The 15,919-nt window shown below is 70.6% G+C and carries 13 protein-coding genes and 3 pseudogenes; 4 read left to right on the top strand and 12 right to left on the bottom strand.

The window, feature by feature from the left end; genetic code table 11:
• From ACZ7L0_RS32400 to ACZ7L0_RS32370, 7 genes are all read right to left on the bottom strand, one after another.
• Positions 1 to 99, bottom strand: a 99-nt coding sequence (locus tag ACZ7L0_RS32400) for a chorismate synthase (RefSeq protein ID WP_158711799.1), incomplete at its 3' end; no start/stop codon positions are given.
• Between the two features lie 163 nt (positions 100 to 262).
• Positions 263 to 1,102, bottom strand: coding sequence for a shikimate dehydrogenase (locus ACZ7L0_RS32395; protein ID WP_471246083.1), 840 nt, complete (start codon positions 1,100 to 1,102; stop codon positions 263 to 265).
• The gene (gene mltG, locus ACZ7L0_RS32390) at positions 1,083 to 2,849 is read right to left on the bottom strand and encodes an endolytic transglycosylase MltG (protein WP_471246082.1); all 1,767 of its coding nucleotides are present in this window, start codon (positions 2,847 to 2,849) and stop codon (positions 1,083 to 1,085) included. The genes ACZ7L0_RS32395 and mltG overlap by 20 nt, the downstream gene beginning before the upstream one ends.
• Positions 2,850 to 2,972: 123 nt before the next feature.
• Positions 2,973 to 3,437, bottom strand: coding sequence for a Holliday junction resolvase RuvX (gene ruvX, locus ACZ7L0_RS32385; RefSeq protein ID WP_471246081.1), 465 nt, complete (start codon positions 3,435 to 3,437; stop codon positions 2,973 to 2,975).
• Positions 3,437 to 6,109 (bottom strand): alanine--tRNA ligase, encoded by a 2,673-nt coding sequence (alaS, locus tag ACZ7L0_RS32380; RefSeq protein ID WP_471246080.1) that lies wholly within the window; start codon positions 6,107 to 6,109, stop codon positions 3,437 to 3,439. Before alaS ends, ruvX begins: the two co-directional genes overlap by 1 nt.
• On the bottom strand, positions 6,109 to 6,462 hold the full coding sequence (locus ACZ7L0_RS32375; RefSeq protein ID WP_471246079.1) for a hypothetical protein: 354 nt from the start codon (positions 6,460 to 6,462) through the stop codon (positions 6,109 to 6,111). Before ACZ7L0_RS32375 ends, alaS begins: the two co-directional genes overlap by 1 nt.
• A 7-nt stretch (positions 6,463 to 6,469) precedes the next feature.
• A complete protein-coding gene (locus ACZ7L0_RS32370) occupies positions 6,470 to 6,925 on the bottom strand; it encodes a DUF948 domain-containing protein (RefSeq protein WP_471246078.1) in 456 nt (151 codons plus the stop codon).
• Positions 6,926 to 7,085: 160 nt separating this feature from the next.
• On the opposite strand from ACZ7L0_RS32370, the pseudogene ACZ7L0_RS32365 reads away from it, so the two are divergent.
• Positions 7,086 to 9,208, top strand: a pseudogene (locus tag ACZ7L0_RS32365) (ATP-binding protein).
• Here ACZ7L0_RS32365 and rpsD read toward each other — a convergent pair.
• The 3 genes from rpsD to ACZ7L0_RS32350 all read right to left on the bottom strand — a co-directional run bounded on the left by rpsD (position 9,209) and on the right by ACZ7L0_RS32350 (position 12,188).
• On the bottom strand, positions 9,209 to 9,823 hold the full coding sequence (gene rpsD, locus ACZ7L0_RS32360; RefSeq protein ID WP_132853601.1) for a 30S ribosomal protein S4: 615 nt from the start codon (positions 9,821 to 9,823) through the stop codon (positions 9,209 to 9,211). It abuts the pseudogene before it with no gap.
• Positions 9,824 to 10,129: 306 nt separating this feature from the next.
• Complete coding sequence (locus ACZ7L0_RS32355; protein ID WP_471246077.1) at positions 10,130 to 11,485, bottom strand: replication-associated recombination protein A; 1,356 nt, start codon at positions 11,483 to 11,485, stop codon at positions 10,130 to 10,132.
• Positions 11,486 to 11,531: 46 nt separating this feature from the next.
• Positions 11,532 to 12,188 (bottom strand): vitamin K epoxide reductase family protein, encoded by a 657-nt coding sequence (locus tag ACZ7L0_RS32350; protein ID WP_471246076.1) that lies wholly within the window; start codon positions 12,186 to 12,188, stop codon positions 11,532 to 11,534.
• A 145-nt stretch (positions 12,189 to 12,333) separates the two neighbouring features.
• Here ACZ7L0_RS32350 and ACZ7L0_RS32345 point away from each other — a divergent pair, with 145 nt between their 5' ends.
• The 3 genes and pseudogenes from ACZ7L0_RS32345 to ACZ7L0_RS32335 form a co-directional block, all read left to right on the top strand.
• Positions 12,334 to 13,194: an ABC transporter ATP-binding protein gene (locus ACZ7L0_RS32345; RefSeq protein WP_471246075.1), complete on the top strand. Its 861-nt coding sequence runs from the start codon at positions 12,334 to 12,336 to the stop codon at positions 13,192 to 13,194.
• A pseudogene (locus tag ACZ7L0_RS32340) lies at positions 13,191 to 13,433 on the top strand (ABC transporter permease); the annotation flags it as partial. The gene ACZ7L0_RS32345 and the pseudogene ACZ7L0_RS32340, both read left to right, overlap by 4 nt.
• A 1-nt stretch (position 13,434) precedes the next feature.
• Positions 13,435 to 13,745, top strand: a pseudogene (locus tag ACZ7L0_RS32335) (helix-turn-helix domain-containing protein); the annotation flags it as partial.
• A gap of 47 nt (positions 13,746 to 13,792) precedes the next feature.
• On the opposite strand, the gene hisS reads toward ACZ7L0_RS32335, so the two are convergent.
• Together hisS and ACZ7L0_RS32325 are read right to left on the bottom strand one after the other, a co-directional pair.
• On the bottom strand, positions 13,793 to 15,055 hold the full coding sequence (gene hisS / locus ACZ7L0_RS32330) for a histidine--tRNA ligase (protein ID WP_471246074.1): 1,263 nt from the start codon (positions 15,053 to 15,055) through the stop codon (positions 13,793 to 13,795).
• 13 nt (positions 15,056 to 15,068) lie between these two features.
• Entirely contained in the window at positions 15,069 to 15,776 is a 708-nt protein-coding gene (locus ACZ7L0_RS32325) for an MBL fold metallo-hydrolase (RefSeq protein ID WP_471246073.1), read from the bottom strand.
• Positions 15,777 to 15,919: the final 143 nt, after the last annotated feature.

Genomic DNA, 15,919 nt, shown 5'->3' with positions numbered 1-15,919 from the left:
CTCCGTGGTGACCGGCACGCCGGCGGGAAGACCCTCCAGCGTGGCGACGAGTGCGGGACCGTGGGACTCCCCCGCGGTCAGCCAGCGCAACCTGCTCAACGGTGCTCCTCAGTGCTCGCGCCCGGTACTGCCCTGCGTACGCGCGTCCTCGCGTACGGCAACGGCGCGACCAGGTGCGCGGCCCCGGCCCGCCATCTCCGATCCTCCCACGTCCGCGACGGGACCCGGCCCCCGGTCCAGAACCCGGACGCGCGGGCGGCGGTCAATGTCCGGCGAGCGCCTTCTCCCCGGCCCGGCGCATGGCCTCCAGCGGCGCCGGTGCGCGGCCGGTCATCTGCTCCACCTGGAGCACGGCCTGGTGCACCAGCAGGTCGAGTCCGCTGACGACGGCGCCGCCGAACATCGACCAGCGCGCCGCCAGTTCGGTCGGCCAGGGGTCGTAGAGCACGTCGAAGAGGGTGGCGGGCCGCTCCGGTACGGCGGCGGCGAGGGCGTCGGTGGTGCCCGCGGGCGTCGTGGCGATCACCAGGGGGGCGCGCAGCGCCTCGGCCGCGTCCGCCCAGTCGGCCGTGCGCAGCTCCACGTCGAGCCGCTCGCCCCACTGGCGCATCTCGGCGGCGCGGGCCTCGCTGCGGACGTACGCGACGATCTCACCGGTGCAGACCCGGGCCAGAGCGGCCAGGGCGGAGGAGGCGGTGGCGCCGGCGCCGAGGACGGCGGCGGAGTCGACCTGTTCGATGCCGTGCTCGCGCAGGGCGGCGACCATGCCCGGGATGTCGGTGTTGTCGCCGATACGCCGGCCGTCCTCGGTGAAGACGACCGTGTTGACCGCCTCCACGGAGGCGGCCGTGTCGCTGATCTCGTCGACCAGCGGGATGACCGCCCGCTTCAGCGGCATGGTCAGCGACAGCCCCGCCCACCCGGGCCCGAGCCCGTCGAGAAAGCCGGGCAGGCCGTCCTCGTCGACCTCGAAGCGCTCGTACGACCAGTCGGCCAGGCCGAGTTCGTCGTACGCCGCCCGGTGCAGCACCGGGGAGAGCGAGTGGGCGATGGGCTTACCGAGCACGGCGGCACGGCGGGCGTCAGCGGCCCGAGCTGGCATTGAACTTGTCCTTGAGTTCCTGGAATTCGGCGTACGTCTTGGCGAACTCGGTCTCGTTCTGACCGTCGGTCGCCACGAAGTAGATCCAGCCGTCGTCGGTCGGATTCAGTGCCGCCTTGATCGCGTCGTCGCCGGGGTTTCCGATGGGACCGGGCGGGAGTCCCCTGTTGGTGTAGGTGTTGTACGGGTCCTTGTTGCTGTTGATCTCGGACTCGCTGATGTGGATGTTGCTGGTGCCCTTCAGGTAGTTGAAGGTCGAGTCGAACTGCAGCAGCTGGTTGGTCTCGGTGTTCGTCGGCTTGAGGCGGTTGTAGATCACTTCCGCCATCTTGCGGAAGTCGTCGTGCGTCTTTCCCTCGGCCTGGACAAGGCTCGAGACCGTGACGAGCTGCCACGGGTTCTCCAGCCCCAGGTCCTTGGCCTTCGCCGTGAGGCCGTAGGCGGCGTATTTGTCCTTGGCCTGGGTGACCATCTGCTTCAGGATCGCCGCGGGCTTCATCCCCTTGGCCGCGGGATAGGTGCCCGGGAAGAGGAAGCCCTCCAGCGGATCGATGATCTGCTTGTCGTTCTTCGCCCAGCCCGGCAGCCCGAGGCTCTTGTACTGCTTGCGGGCGATTCCCTTGGTGGTGCCGATGGAAAGACCGAGCTTCTTGTCGATCGCCGCGTAGACGCCCGCGTTGCGCTGTCCGGGCGTGACCACCACGTTGGCCTGGCTCCGCGGGTCGAGCATCGCGGTGACGGCGCTGGCGGCGGACATCTCCTTCTTCAGGAGATAGGCACCGGCCTGGATCTGGTCACCCTTGGAGTTCTGCCCCTGGGCGTGCACGAAAGCGTCGGCGCTCTTGACGACCCCGGCCTCTTTCAGCCGGCGGCCGATCTCCCAGCCGCCCGCGCCCTTGGGGATCTCGACGGCCACCGTCGCGTTGATGCCGTCGCCCGCGTAGTCCGGAGCCGGGGCGAAACGATTTTGGTAGAACTTGTACCCGAAATATCCGACACCGCCCAGCCCGCCGCCGAAGACCAGGACGACCACCATGCAGGCGCAGCCGTTGCGCCGCTTCTTGGCCCCCTTGCCGCCCTTGGCCCCTTTGCCGTTCTTGCCGCGCTTGTCACCATGGGCACGGCGCGCTTTCGGGTCGTCACCGAGCTCGTCGTCGGCCTCGTCCTCGTCGTCGCCCCCACCCGCGAAGAAGGGGTGCTCGTCCTGCTCGGGACCGGGCTCCGGCTCGGCCTCCGGCTCGGGCTCGGGGCGTCTGCGGCCGGGCGGCTCCGGTGGCGGGTAGGCGTCGGGGGTGCCGTAGAGGTCGGGCTGCTCCCCGCCGTAGGCCACCGGCTGCTGGCCGTAGGGGTCACCGGGATCGGCGGCGTAGGGCACGTGTCCGTGGGTACCGGTGGCGTCCCAGCCGCCGCCCTGGTGGTACTGCTCCTGGACATGACCGGCATACTGCTGCTGGTCGTACTGCTGCTGCCCCTGCTCGCCGTAGTGCTGGTGACCCTGCTGCTCGTACTGCTGGTGGCCCTGGCCCTCGTAGTACTGGTACTGCTGCTGGTCGTACCCGCCCTGCTGGCCCTGGTCCTGGGCCCAGTCACCGTACTGCGGCTCCTGCGGATACTGCTGCGGCTGGCCGCCGTAGGCAGACTGCGGGCCCACGTGAGCCTGCTGCTGCCCTTCCCATCCGCCATCCCCGTACAACGGGTCCTCCGGATGCCACGGTTCGGAGCCTTGGCCCCGGCCATACTCAGTCATCGATCCCCTAGAGCCGCGAGACGGCCGGTCACGCGGCCCGGGGGCCGGGTTACCGTTCCGACTCTCTCTGTGCGGTGGCTGTTCGAACACCACCGCATCGCGCGGAACGTTACCGTATCGCGATCAGATGACCACTTCGACGCCCTCGCCGGGTGCATTGCCTGACACCCGTTCGGATTCCAGGGCCTGCTGCAGAATGACGACGGCGGCGGCCTGATCGATGACGGAACGGCCCTTCTTGGACGTCACGCCGGAGGCGCGCAGCCCCTGAGTGGCCGTCACGGTCGTCATCCGCTCGTCCACCAGTCTCACCCCGACCGGCTGAATCATGCGGGCGAGTTCCTGGGCGAAGCGGCGGACCTTGGCCGCAGCCGGGCCCTCGCCCCCCTTGAGGGAGCGAGGGAGACCGACGACGACCTCGATCGGCTCGTACTCCTCGACCAGTTGCCTCAGCCGGCGGTGAGCCGCCGGGATGTCCCGTCCGGGGACGGTCTCCACCGGCGTGGCGAGGATCCCGTCGGGGTCGCACGAGGCGACCCCGATACGGGCGTCCCCGACGTCGATCGCGAGTCGGCGTCCGCGGCGCATCACTTGGCCGTTTCCGCCACGAGCCGCTCGACGGCGTCGACGGCCTCGCCGACGGCGGCCGGGTTCTGGCCGCCGCCCTGGGCGACGTCCGGCTTGCCGCCACCGCCGCCGCCGAGGGTCTTGGCGGCCGTACGCACCAGGTCACCGGCCTTGAGACCGCGCTCGCGGGCGGCCTCGTTGGTGGCGATCACGGTCAGCGGCTTGCCGTTGTTGACCGTGAACAGGGCGACCACGGCGGCCCGGCCGCCCTGGATGCGGCCACGCACGTCGAGGACGAGCCTGCGCAGGTCGTCGGGGGTCGTACCGTCCGGCACCTGACCGGTGACCAGGGCGACCCCGCGGACGTCCTTGGCCGACCCGGCGAGACCGGCCGCGGCCTGCAGCACCTTCTCGGCGCGGAACTTCTCGATCTCCTTCTCGGCGTCCTTGAGCTTGCCGAGCATGGCGGAGACCTTCTCCGGCAGCTCCTCGGAACGCCCCTTGAGCAGCTCGGTCAGCTGGTTGACGACCGTGTGCTCGCGGGCGAGGAAGTTGTAGGCGTCGACGCCGACCAGGGCCTCGATACGGCGCACACCGGAGCCGATCGAGGACTCGCCGAGCAGCTTCACCAGACCCAGCTGGGCGGTGTTGTGCACATGCGTGCCGCCGCACAGCTCCTTGGAGAAGTCGCCGATGGTGACCACGCGGACGCGCTCGCCGTACTTCTCGCCGAACTCGGCGATGGCGCCCTGCTTCTTGGCCTCGTCGATGCCCATGACCTCGGCGTGCACGTCGAGGTCGCGGGCGAGCACCTCGTTGATCTGCTGCTCGACGTCGGTCATCACGGCCGTCGGCACGGCGGACGGCGAACCGAAGTCGAAGCGGAAGCGGCCGGGCTGGTTCTCGGAACCGGCCTGGGCGGCCGTCGGGCCGAGGGCGTCGCGCAGGGCCTGGTGGGTGAGGTGGGTGGCCGAGTGGGCGCGGGCGATGGCCTTGCGACGGCGGTGGTCGATGGAGGCGTGGGCCTTGGCGCCGACCGTCACCTCGCCGACCTGGACGACGCCCTTGTGGACGTAGACCCCCGGGACCGGCTTCTGGGTGTCGCGGACCTCGATGACGGCACCGGAGTCGACCTTGATACGGCCGGTGTCGCCGATCTGACCGCCGCCCTCGGCGTAGAACGGGGTGCGGTCGAGGACGACCTCGACCTCGTCGCCCTCGGTGGCGGCCGGGGAGGAGACACCGTCGACGAGCAGGCCGACGATCGTGGTCTCGCCCTCGGTGTCCGAGTAGCCGATGAAGTCGGTGGCACCGGCGGCGTCGGCGATCTCGCGGTAGGCGCCCATGTCGGCGTGGCCGGTCTTCTTGGACTGGGCGTCGGCCTTGGCGCGCTCCCGCTGCTCCTTCATCAGGCGGCGGAAGCCCTCCTCGTCCACGGACAGCCCCTGCTCGGCGGCCATCTCGAGGGTGAGGTCGATCGGGAAGCCCCAGGTGTCGTGGAGCAGGAAGGCCTTGTCGCCGGGCAGGACGGCCGAACCGGCCTGCTTGGTCTCGGTGACGGCGGTGTCGAGGATGTTGGTGCCGGCCTTCAGCGTCTTGAGGAAGGCGTTCTCCTCGGCGAGGGCGACCTTCTCGATGCGCTCGCGGTCGGTTACCAGCTCCGGGTACTGCTGGCCCATCATCTCGATGACCGTGTCGATCAGGTCCTTGACGACCGGACCGGTGGCACCGAGCAGGCGCATGTTGCGGATGGCGCGGCGCATGATGCGGCGCAGGACGTAGCCGCGGCCCTCGTTGCCGGGGGTGACGCCGTCGCCGATGAGCATCACGGACGTGCGCATGTGGTCGGTGACCACGCGCAGGGAGACGTCCGAGGCGTGGGCGTCGCCGTACTCGACACCGGTCAGCTCGGTGGCCTTCTTGATGACCGCCATGGAGGTGTCGATCTCGTACATGTTCTGCACACCCTGCAGAATCATGGCGAGGCGCTCCATGCCGAGGCCCGTGTCGATGTTCTTGCTCGGCAGATCGCCGAGGATCTCGAAGTTGTCCTTGCCGATGCCCTCGCCGCGCTCGTACTGCATGAAGACGAGGTTCCAGATCTCCACGTACCGCTCGTCGTTGACGGCGGGGCCGCCCTCGACGCCGAACTCGGGGCCGCGGTCGTAGTTGATCTCGGAACAGGGGCCGCACGGGCCGGGGACGCCCATGGACCAGTAGTTGTCCTTCATGCCGAGGCGCTGGATGCGCTCCTTGGGCACGCCGACGACCTCGTGCCAGATCCGCTCGGCCTCGTCGTCGTCCTTGTAGACGGTGATCCACAGGCGCTCGGGGTCGAGGCCGTAACCACCCTTGTCCTGGGGCGTGGTGAGCAGCTCCCAGGCGTACTTGATGGCGCCTTCCTTGAAGTAGTCGCCGAAGGAGAAGTTGCCGCACATCTGGAAGAACGTGCCGTGCCGCGTGGTCTTGCCGACCTCTTCGATGTCGGGCGTGCGCACGCACTTCTGCACGCTGGTGGCGCGGGCGAAGGGCGGCTTGACCTCACCCAGGAAGTAGGGCTTGAAGGGAACCATGCCGGCGGGGACGAGGAGCAGAGTCGGGTCGTCCGCGATGAGCGACGCCGAAGGGACGACGGTGTGCCCGCGCTCCTCGAAGAAGCTCAGCCAGCGGCGGCGAATCTCGGCCGACTCCATCAGTGGTCCTCATTCCGGTTGTACGAGTACGTCTGGTACGTCGAGCCCTCGACGTACTTCGGGTTGTTGCGGTTCTCGATGGCGGCGTACCGCCGGGGCGCCGGGAGTTCGGGGTCCGCGTCGATCCCGAGCGCATCGCCCAGTTCGGCCTCCCGCTGGGCCATGTTGTCGCGGACGTCGAGCGCGAAGCCGACCGCGCGGTCCTTGAGCCGGTGACCGGCCTCGAGCGCCTTGTTGGCCGCCGTGGCGGCGAGGTTCTCGGGCGTCAGCTGCTTGAGCTTGCGGTTGACCTTGGTGGTGGCCCACACACCGGCTGCGACGCCCGTGGTGAACCAGAACGTACGGCGGAACATCGGTCGCTCAGTCCCTCTTCTCCGGGTTGTTCCCCCGGTTCCGCTTCTCCCGCCGCGCGGCCGGGACGGTGCGGCCCACGATCACGGTACGCCTCGACCTCTTCGCGGGCTCGTCCTCCTTGCGGGCGCCCAGGGCCCGGCGCACGCCGTAGCCGAAGGCCGCGACCTTGACCAGGGGGCCGCCGAAGGTGGAGGCGACGGTGGTCGAGAGCGCGGAGGCGTTCGACGTGACCTCCTGGACGTCGGAGGCGATCGCGTCGACCCGGTCGATCTGGGTCTGCGCGGAGCGCACGGCCGCGGAGGCGTCGGCGAGCAGCGGGACCGCCTGGTCGGTCACGTCCGCCACGAGCTTGGTGGTCGCCCTGAGCGTCTGGGCCAGCCTCGCCAGAGCCACGGCGAGGAAGGAGACCAGGATCGCCCAGAAGACGGCCACCAGGATCCCGGCCACCTCTCCACCGGACACTGTTCACCCGCTCCCTGAAACGTGCCTGAACATCGAAAAGGTCGTGTCCCGAGCCTATCGCGCCGGGGCTGGGGCTCCGTACCGGATTACCGGCGGGGAGCGGTGGAAACACAGGAAGCGATTGTACGGAATGAATACGCTTCAGTACGCTCCGTGTCCCATGCGAGGTCCTCAGCGTCACGGCCCCCCGGCGGACGGCCATCTGCCCCTGGAGCTCAACGCCTTCGTCGGCCGCTCGGCGGAGCTGGCCGGGCTGGCCCAGGCGCTGGAGGCGGGCCGGCTGGTGACGGTGACGGGCGTCGGCGGGGTCGGCAAGTCGCGGCTGGCGGTACGGGCGGCGCGGCGGGCGGTGCACCGGGACGGTGTATGGCTGGTGGAGCTGGCCCCGGCGCAGGACCCGGAGTTCGTGGACTACGCGGTGGTGGAGGCGCTGGGGCTGACGGACCACACCACACGCCCGCCACGCCAGGCGCTGCTGGAGCACCTCGCCGACCGTGACCTCCTGCTGGTGCTGGACGGGTTCGAGCACCTGGTGGCGGCGTGCGCGGAGCTGGTGGCCGAGCTGCTGCGGCGGGCGCCGGGGCTGCGGGTGCTGGCGGCCGGCCGCAGACCGCTGGCGGTGGCGGGCGAGCGGCTGTTCCCGCTGGCGCCGCTGGGTGAGGACGAGGCGGTGGAGCTGTTCGCCGACCGGGCGGACCGGCAGGGCCTGGACGTGCCGGACAGCGGGGAGGTACGGGAGCTGTGCCGCCGCCTGGACGGGATCCCGCTGGCGGTGGAGCTGGCCGCCGGGCGGTTGCGGGCCCTGTCCCCCGCCCGGCTGCTGGAGCGGCTCGACGACCGGTTCCGGCTGCTGACCGGCGGCGGCCGGGACGTCCCGGCCCGCCACCAGACGCTGCGCACCGCGATCGGCTGGAGCCACGAGCTGTGCACGCCCGCCGAGCGGCTGCTGTGGGCGCGGCTGTCGGTGTTCGCCCGGACCTTCGACCTGGAGGCGGCCGAGTACGTGTGCGGCGGCGCCGGGCTGGACGCCGACGACGTCCTGGACGTGCTGTCCGAGCTGCTCGCCCAGTCGGTGATCACCCGCGAGGAGACCCCCGCGGGCGTGCGCTACCGGATGCTGGACACGGTCCGGGCGTACGGCGCCGACTGGCTGGCGGCGGCGGGGGACGCGGCCCGGCTGCGGCGGCGGCACCGCGACTGGTACATGGGCCTGGCGACCTGGTGCGAGCTGGAGTGGTTCTCGCCCCGGCAGGCCGAGGTGGCCGCGCGGGTCGAGGCCGAGCTGCCGAATCTCAGGGCGGCCCTGGAGCACTGCCTGACCGAGCCCGAGGAGGCGCACCTGGGCCAGTACCTCGCGGGCTCGCTGTGGTTCTGCTGGGTCGGCTGCGGGCGGCTGTCGGAGGGGCGGCGCTGGCTGGAGCGCAGCCTGGAGCCGGTCTCGGAGTACGAGCAGTCCCGGCTGAAGGCGCTGTGGGTGCTGGGTTACGTGGCGATCCTCCAGGGCGACACCGTCCCGGCGCTGGCCGTGCTGCGGGAGTGCCGGCAGGCGGCGGAGCGGTCGGGCGACGCGACGGCGGTGGCGTACGCGGAACACCGCACCGGCTGCCTCGCCCTGGTCACGGACGACATGGCGGGTGCTCAGACGCTGCTGCGCTCGGCGCTCGCCCGCTACCGGGAGATCGGCGAGTTCAACAGCAACGTGCTGATGGGCCAGGTCGAGCTGGCGATGACGCGGGCGTTCCTGGGCGATCTGCCGGACGCGGTGCGGCTGTGCGAGGAGGTGCGCCGGGTGTGCGAGGAGCACGGGGAGCGGTGGGCGCGGTCGTACGCGCTGTTCGTGCTGGCGTACGCGGCCTGGCAGGGCGGCGATCCGGCGCGTGCCCGGGGGCTGCTGACGGAGTGCCTGGGCAGCGCGCACTCCTTCCGGGACCTGCTGGGCTCGGTGCTGTCGATCGAGCTGCTGGCCCTGGTCAGGGCCACCGAGGGCGACCCGGCCGAGGCCGCGGTGCTGCAGGGCGCGGCGGCCCGGATGTGGCCGTCGGTGGGGCTGCCGCTGTTCGGCTCGGCCTACTACAACGCCCCGCACGAGCTGTGCGAGGCGACGGCCCGGCAGGCGCTGGGCGACGCGCGGTACGAGGAGTGCGTACGGCAGGGGGCGGGCCTGGACCGGGAGGCCGCCGTGGCCCGGGCGCTGGGGCGGACATGCGAAAGCCCGCCGCCTCGCCCGCCCGGGAGGGCGGGGAGACGGCGGGCCGACGCGGAGGTGCTACACCCGGCTGGTGATCAGCGGGCGTAGTACTCGACGACGAGCTGCTCGTCGCAGATGACCGGAACTTCCTTGCGGTTCGGCTCGCGGTCCAGGCGGAACGCCAGGGCGCGGAGGTTCACCTGCAGGTAGCGGGGGGTCTCGCCGTCGGGGGCGAAGCCACCCTCGCGGGCGATCTGGAAGAGCGTCTTGTCCTTGGAGCGGTCACGGACCTGGACGACGTCGTCCGGACGCACGCGGAAGGACGGCTTGTCGACCTTCTGGCCGTTGACCTGGATGTGGCCGTGCACGACCATCTGGCGGGCCTGGTAGATGGTGCGGGCGATGCCCGAACGCAGGACCAGGGCGTCGAGACGGCGCTCGAGCTCGACGATCAGGGCCTCACCGGTCTTGCCCTGAACCTTGGAGGCGCGCTCGTAGGCGCGGACCAGCTGGCGCTCGGAGATGTCGTACTGCGCGCGCAGACGCTGCTTCTCCAGCAGACGGACCTTGTAGTCCGAGTTCTGCTTGCGGCCACGGCCGTGCTCACCCGGCGGGTAGGGGCGGGCCTCGAAGTACTTGACGGCCTTCGGGGTCAGCGCGATGCCGAGGGCACGCGACTTCTTGACCTTGGGGCGGGACTGGTTCGCCACTGTCTCTGTCTTCTTTCGTAGTTTCCGGCTTGTCAGGGTTGAGGGAGGTCGCATCCGCAGCCGGGGAAACCCGCCGGGTCCGCGAGGGACCTGCCGGGCAGCCGCTCCCCTGGTCTGGGCACATATGTGCAGCACGCGAGTGGCCCACCGACCGTTCCCGGAAGTTCGGGTGGTGGTGGGCTGCCCGCGACACCGTCCGACGGTGCGCGACGCTCCTGGAGTCAATCCACGAAGGACTGGATCTCCGGCTGGCTGTCCCGCTCTGACTGCGCGGGACTCAGCACTTCGGAGCATTCTACAGCGTGCTCAGGACCGCTTGCGACCGAGGTGCTTCCTGGTCCACTCGACCGCGTCCGCGTACCGGGCCTCGGTGCCGTGCCGGGTCGGTGTGTAGTACTCGCGCTCCTTGATGGCGTCCGGTGCGTACTGCTGCGGGGCGATGCCCTCGGGCAGGTCGTGCGGGTACACGTACCCCTGCGCGTGGCCGAGCTTGGCCGCGCCCTTGTAGTGCCCGTCACGCAGGTGCGGGGGCACCGGGCCGGCCAGCCCCTTGCGTACGTCGTCCAGAGCGGCGCCTATCGCGAGGGTCGCGGAGTTGGACTTGGGGGCGAGGGCCAGGGCGATGGTGGCGTGACTGAGGGTGAGGGCGGCCTCGGGGAAGCCGATCAGGGCGACGGCCTGGGCGGCGGCGACCGCGATCGGCAGGGCGTTGGGGTCGGCCAGGCCGATGTCCTCGCTGGCCGAGATCATCAGGCGGCGGGCGATGAAGCGGGGGTCCTCGCCGGCCTCGATCATCCGGGCCAGATAGTGCAGGGCCGCGTCGACGTCGGAGCCGCGGATGGACTTGATCAGGGCGCTGGCCACGTCGTAGTGCTGGTCGCCGTCGCGGTCGTACTTCACCGCGGCCCGGTCGACCGTCTCCTCCAGGGTCGCCAGGGCGATCTCCGTCTCGCCCTTGTCGAGCGCGGCTCCGGCGGCGGCCTCCAGGGCGGTCAGGGCGCGGCGGGCGTCGCCGCCGGCGATGCGCAGGAGGTGGTCCTCGGTGTCCTCGGGGAGGGTGACGGCGTCCCGCAGACCGCGCTCGTCGGTCAGGGCCCGCTTGATCAGACCGCGCAGGTCGTCGTCGGTGAGGGGTTCGAGGGTGAGCAGGAGGGAGCGGGACAGCAGTGGGGAGATCACCGAGAAGTACGGGTTCTCCGTGGTCGCCGCGATCAGGGTCACCCAGCGGTTCTCCACCGCCGGGAGCAGGGAGTCCTGCTGGGCCTTGCTGAAGCGGTGGATCTCGTCCAGGAACAGGACGGTCTCCTTGCCGAAGCCGCCGGTGGCGCGGCGGGCGCCGTCGATGACCGCGCGCACCTCCTTGACGCCCGCGGTGATGGCCGACAGCTCGACGAAGCGCTTGTTGGTGGCCTTGGAGACGACGTACGCCAGAGTCGTCTTGCCGGTGCCCGGCGGCCCCCAGAGGATCACCGAGGACGGTCCGGCGGGACCGCCCGCGCCCTCGCCGACCAGCCGGCGCAGGGGCGAGCCGGGCTTCAGCAGATGCTGCTGGCCCACGACCTCGTCGAGGGTGCGCGGGCGCATCCGCACCGCCAGGGGGCTGGCGGCGGGGTCCTTCTCCTGGCGTTCTTCGGCTGCGGCGGTGAACAGGTCGGGTTCCACGTCCAAAACCCTAAATCACCGCACTGACATCGCCGCCGGACCGGGCTCAGACCCAGAGCTTGCTGCCCCAGCGGGTCAGGATCAGCATGGCGATGATGCCGCAGTGCGTGACCGGCAGCACCCAGGTGAACTCGGCGAGGAAGTTCTTGACCGGGCGCGGGGCGGGCAGGAGGTCGTTGCGCACGTTGAAGGAGGTCACGTACCAGAACATGGTGATCGTGGCGACCCAGGCCAGGGAGCACCACAGGCACAGCGCGTTGATCCGGTACAGCGACTGGAACTGCAGCCAGGTGCAGAAGGCCACGCCGAAGAGCGTGCCGAAGTTGAAGGTGAGCCAGTACCAGCGCGGGAAGCGGGCCCGGGCGAGCAGGCTCATGCCGACGCAGATGACGATGCCGTAGCAGACCAGGCCGAGCATCGGGTTGGGAAAGCCGAAGGCGGCGGCCTGCTTGCTCTCCATGACGCTGCCGCAGGAGACGATCGGGTTGAGGCTGCACCCGGGAGTGAAGGTCTCGCCCGCGACCTTGGCCTCGAGGATCTTGAACTTGTCGATCGTGATGACCCACGCGGCGAGCAGTCCGGCCGCACCGGTGATCAGCAGCAGCAGGGCGAAGGCACGGCTGCCGCCCAGCGTCCGCGACGCGGCGGTGGCCTGCTCGGGCCCGGGCTCCGTGGAGACGTCGTTCACAGTCGTCTTGCTCATCACGCCGATTCCGTCACTTGAGAATAGGACCATCTTCGGGCACGCGTCATTGTGCCGCACGCACCCGTGTGTCCACCGTTCGCTGGACATAAGGAGGTACGCGCGGTCGTCCCGGAGCGTTCGGTTCCGGCCGGAGCTCGGGGGCATGACAGCACACGCGGACGAATACGCGGTGCACGTACGAGGGCTGCGCAAGCAGTACGGCGACGTGACCGCGGTGGACGGCATCGATCTGGGCATCCGGCGCGGAGAGGTGTTCGGCCTGCTGGGGCCCAACGGCGCGGGCAAGAGCACCACGGTGGAGATGGGTCACCGCTCCCGGGACGCGGGCGAGGTCTCCGTCCTGGGGTCGGACCCGGCGACCGGCACGCGCGCGTGGCGATCCCGTGTGGGAATCGTCTGGCAGGACGAATCGGCGCCCGCCGAGTTGACGGTCCGCGAGACCGTACGGCACTTCGCCCGCTACTACCCGCGCCCGCGGGACCCGGAGCGGGTCATCGGCCTGGTCGGGCTGGACGCGAAGGCGGACAGCCGGATCCAGGGCCTCTCGGGCCGCCAGCGCCGCCGCCTCGACGTGGCGCTCGGTGTGATCGGCGGCCCCGAACTGCTGCTCCTGGACGAGCCGACGACCGGCTTCGACCCGGCGGCCCGGCGGCAGTTCTGGGACCTGATCCGGCTGCTCGCCGACGAGGGCACGACGATCGTGCTGCCCACCCACTACCTGGAGGAGGCCGAGGCACTCGCGGACCGGCTCGCGGTGGTCGCCCGGGGCCGGGTCGTCGCCGAGGGCGAGCCCGGGGAGCTGCGCGAGCGGTACGGCACCGGAGCCACGGTGACCTGGACGGATCCCGGCGGCTTCGCGCGCGCGGAGCAGACGGACACCCCGACGAAGACGGTCGCCGCGCTCATGGAGCGCTTCGACGGCGAGATACCGGGGCTCACGGTGAGCCGCCCCACCCTGGAGGACGTCTACCTCCGGCTGACCGGACAGGAGCACGCGCGATGACCTGGTCCCTCGGCCTGAGCAGGGGCGCGCTGGAGATCAAGCAGTTCTTCCGGCAGCGCGACCAGGTGGTGTTCACCTTCGCCTTCCCGGTCGTCTTCCTCTTCCTCTTCGCGTCGATCTTCCACGACGACGTGCGCGGCAGCGGCGTCACCGCCTCCCAGCTGTACGTCCCCGCGATGATGGCCTCCGGGATCATGTCGACGAGCTTCCAGTCGCTGGGCATCTCGATCGCCGTCGAGCCTGCCGCGGGGCCGGTTGGCCGACGCCGTACGCGCCGCCGCCCGTGGCGAGACCGTACTGGCCCCCTCCGTCGCGGCCCGCCTGGTCGACCAACTGCGCGCCAAGCCCGAACGCCCCGCCTGTCGGACCGGGAGACCGCGATCCTCCGCCTGGTGGCCGACGGCTGCACCAACGCCGAGATCGGCCGCCGCCTGTTCATCGGGGAGTCCACGGTGAAAACCCACCTGCTGCGGGCCTTCGGCAAGCTGGGAGTCGACGACCGGACGGCAGCGGTCACCTCGGCGATGCGGTTCGGGCTGCTGGATCCGTGACGGAAGCGCCGGGTGCCCTCTCGGGCGCCCGGCGCTTCACGTGCCTGCTAGCCCAGCCGTGACTCCAGTTCGGCCACGATCTCGTTCACGCCGATCGGGGTCTGCTCGCCGGACTCCATGTCCTTGAGCTGGACGACGCCCTCAGCGAGGTCGCGCTCGCCGGCGACGAGGGTGAAGCGGGCGCCGGAGCGGTTGGCGGCCTTCATGGCCGCCTTCAGCCCCTTCGCGCCGTAGGAGAAGTCCGCCGCGATGCCCACCTTGCGCAGCTCGGTGACCTTGGCGAACAGCACCCGGCGGGCGTCCTCGCCCAGCGGCACGGCGAAGACGCTGGTCGTCGACGGAAGGTCGAGCTCGACCCCCTCCGCCTCCAGGGCCAGCACCGTACGGTCGACGCCGAGGGCCCAGCCCACGGACGGCAGCGCGGGGCCGCCGATCATCTCCGACAGGCCGTCGTAGCGGCCACCGCCGCCCACGGCGGACTGGGAGCCGAGGCCGTCGTGGACGAACTCGAAGGTCGTACGGGTGTAGTAGTCGAGGCCGCGCACCAGCTTCGGGTCGTCCTCGAAGGCCACACCGGCCGCGCTGATCAGCTCGCGCACCTCCTCGTGGTACGCCTTGCACGCGTCGCACAGGTAGTCGCGCAGGAGCGGGGCGTCCCCCAGCTGCTTCTGGACCGACTCACGCTTGTCGTCCAGTACTCGCAGCGGGTTGATCTCGGCCCGGCGCAGGGTGTCCTCGTCCAGGTCCAGGTTCCGCAGGAAGTCCTGCAGCGCGGCCCGGTACACCGGCCGGCACTCCTTGTCGCCCAGCGAGTTCAGCAGGATGCGGAAGTTCCGCAGCCCCAGCGAACGGTACGCCTGGTCGGCCAGGATGATCAGCTCGGCGTCCAGCGCCGGGTCCTCCGCGCCGATGGCCTCGGCGCCGACCTGGGAGAAGTGCCTGTAGCGGCCCTTCTGCGGGCGCTCGTAGCGGTAGTACGAGCCGGAGTACCAGAGCTTGACCGGCAGGTTGCCCGCCTTGTGCAGGTTGGCCTCCAGCGCGGCGCGCAGCACGGAGGCCGTGCCCTCGGGGCGCAGGGCCAGCCGGTCGCCGCCCTTGGTCTCGAAGGCGTACATCTCCTTGGTCACGATGTCGGTCGACTCGCCGACACCGCGCGCGAACAGCTCGACGTTCTCGAAGCCGGGCGTCTCGATGTAGCCGTAGCCGGAGTTGCGCAGCGGGGCGGCGATGGCCTCGCGGACCGCCAGGTACTTCGCGGAGTCCGGCGGGATCAGGTCGTATGTGCCCTTGGGGGCCTTGTAGGTGCTCACGGGAAGTCTCTCGTCACATTCCTCGTCGGGGAGCGTCCACGCTCCCGAGGCCGGCGGCCACCTGCCGCAGATACGGGTTGGTGGCGCGCTCCTGGCCGATGGTCGTCTGGGGGCCGTGGCCGGACAGCACCACGGTCGAGTCCTCGAGCGGCAGGCACACGCGGGCCAGCGAGTCGAGCATCTCGGCCATGTCACCGCCGGGCAGGTCGGTGCGTCCGATGGAGCCGGCGAAGAGCAGATCCCCGGAGAAGAACACCGACGGGATGTCGGTCGACTCGGGCATCCGGAACGTCACCGACCCCTTGGTATGGCCGGGCGCGTGCGCCACGGAGAACTCCAGACCGGCGAGCGCGAGCCGCGCGCCGTCGGTCAGCTCCTTGACGTCGTCCGGCTCCCCGACCGTCAGCTCGCCCATGAGCGGCATGCCGATGGAACGGCCGAGCGCCTTCTCGGGGTCGCTCATCATGTACCGGTCCTCGGGGTGGATCCACGCGGGCACGTCGTGCGCGCCGCACACCGGGACGACCGAGGCCACATGGTCGATGTGGCCGTGGGTGAGGACGACGGCGACGGGCTTGAGCCGATGCTTCTTCAGCGTTTCCTCGACTCCTGGGGCGGCCTGGTGGCCCGGGTCGATGATCACGCACTCCTCTCCGGCGGCGGGGGCGACGAGATAACAGTTCGTCCCCCAGGCCCCGGCGGGGAACCCGGCAATGAGCACGATCGTCCTTCGTTGTGTCGATTACAGGCGGCTACAACTGCTGTCAGAGCCTACCGGCGGTGCCGTTTCCTCAGCGAACCCATATACGGTACGGGGCTACACGCGGCTGTCGGCTCACAGGACGCACGCGTACCGGTCGGCAA

The organism is Streptomyces sp. NPDC039424 (assembly GCF_055639495.1).
This window is presented reverse-complemented; position numbering and strand designations above follow the sequence as displayed.

Coding starts and splice junctions, on each gene's coding strand:
- ACZ7L0_RS32350 (WP_471246076.1), bottom strand. CDS start 12,188: ATGAGCAAGACGACTGTGAACGACGTCTCCACGGAGCCCGGGCCCGAG.
- ACZ7L0_RS32395 (WP_471246083.1), bottom strand. CDS start 1,102: ATGCCAGCTCGGGCCGCTGACGCCCGCCGTGCCGCCGTGCTCGGTAAG.
- ACZ7L0_RS32375 (WP_471246079.1), bottom strand. CDS start 6,462: ATGTTCCGCCGTACGTTCTGGTTCACCACGGGCGTCGCAGCCGGTGTG.
- alaS (WP_471246080.1), bottom strand. CDS start 6,109: ATGGAGTCGGCCGAGATTCGCCGCCGCTGGCTGAGCTTCTTCGAGGAG.
- mltG (WP_471246082.1), bottom strand. CDS start 2,849: ATGACTGAGTATGGCCGGGGCCAAGGCTCCGAACCGTGGCATCCGGAG.
- ruvX (WP_471246081.1), bottom strand. CDS start 3,437: ATGCGCCGCGGACGCCGACTCGCGATCGACGTCGGGGACGCCCGTATC.
- ACZ7L0_RS32345 (WP_471246075.1), top strand. CDS start 12,334: ATGACAGCACACGCGGACGAATACGCGGTGCACGTACGAGGGCTGCGC.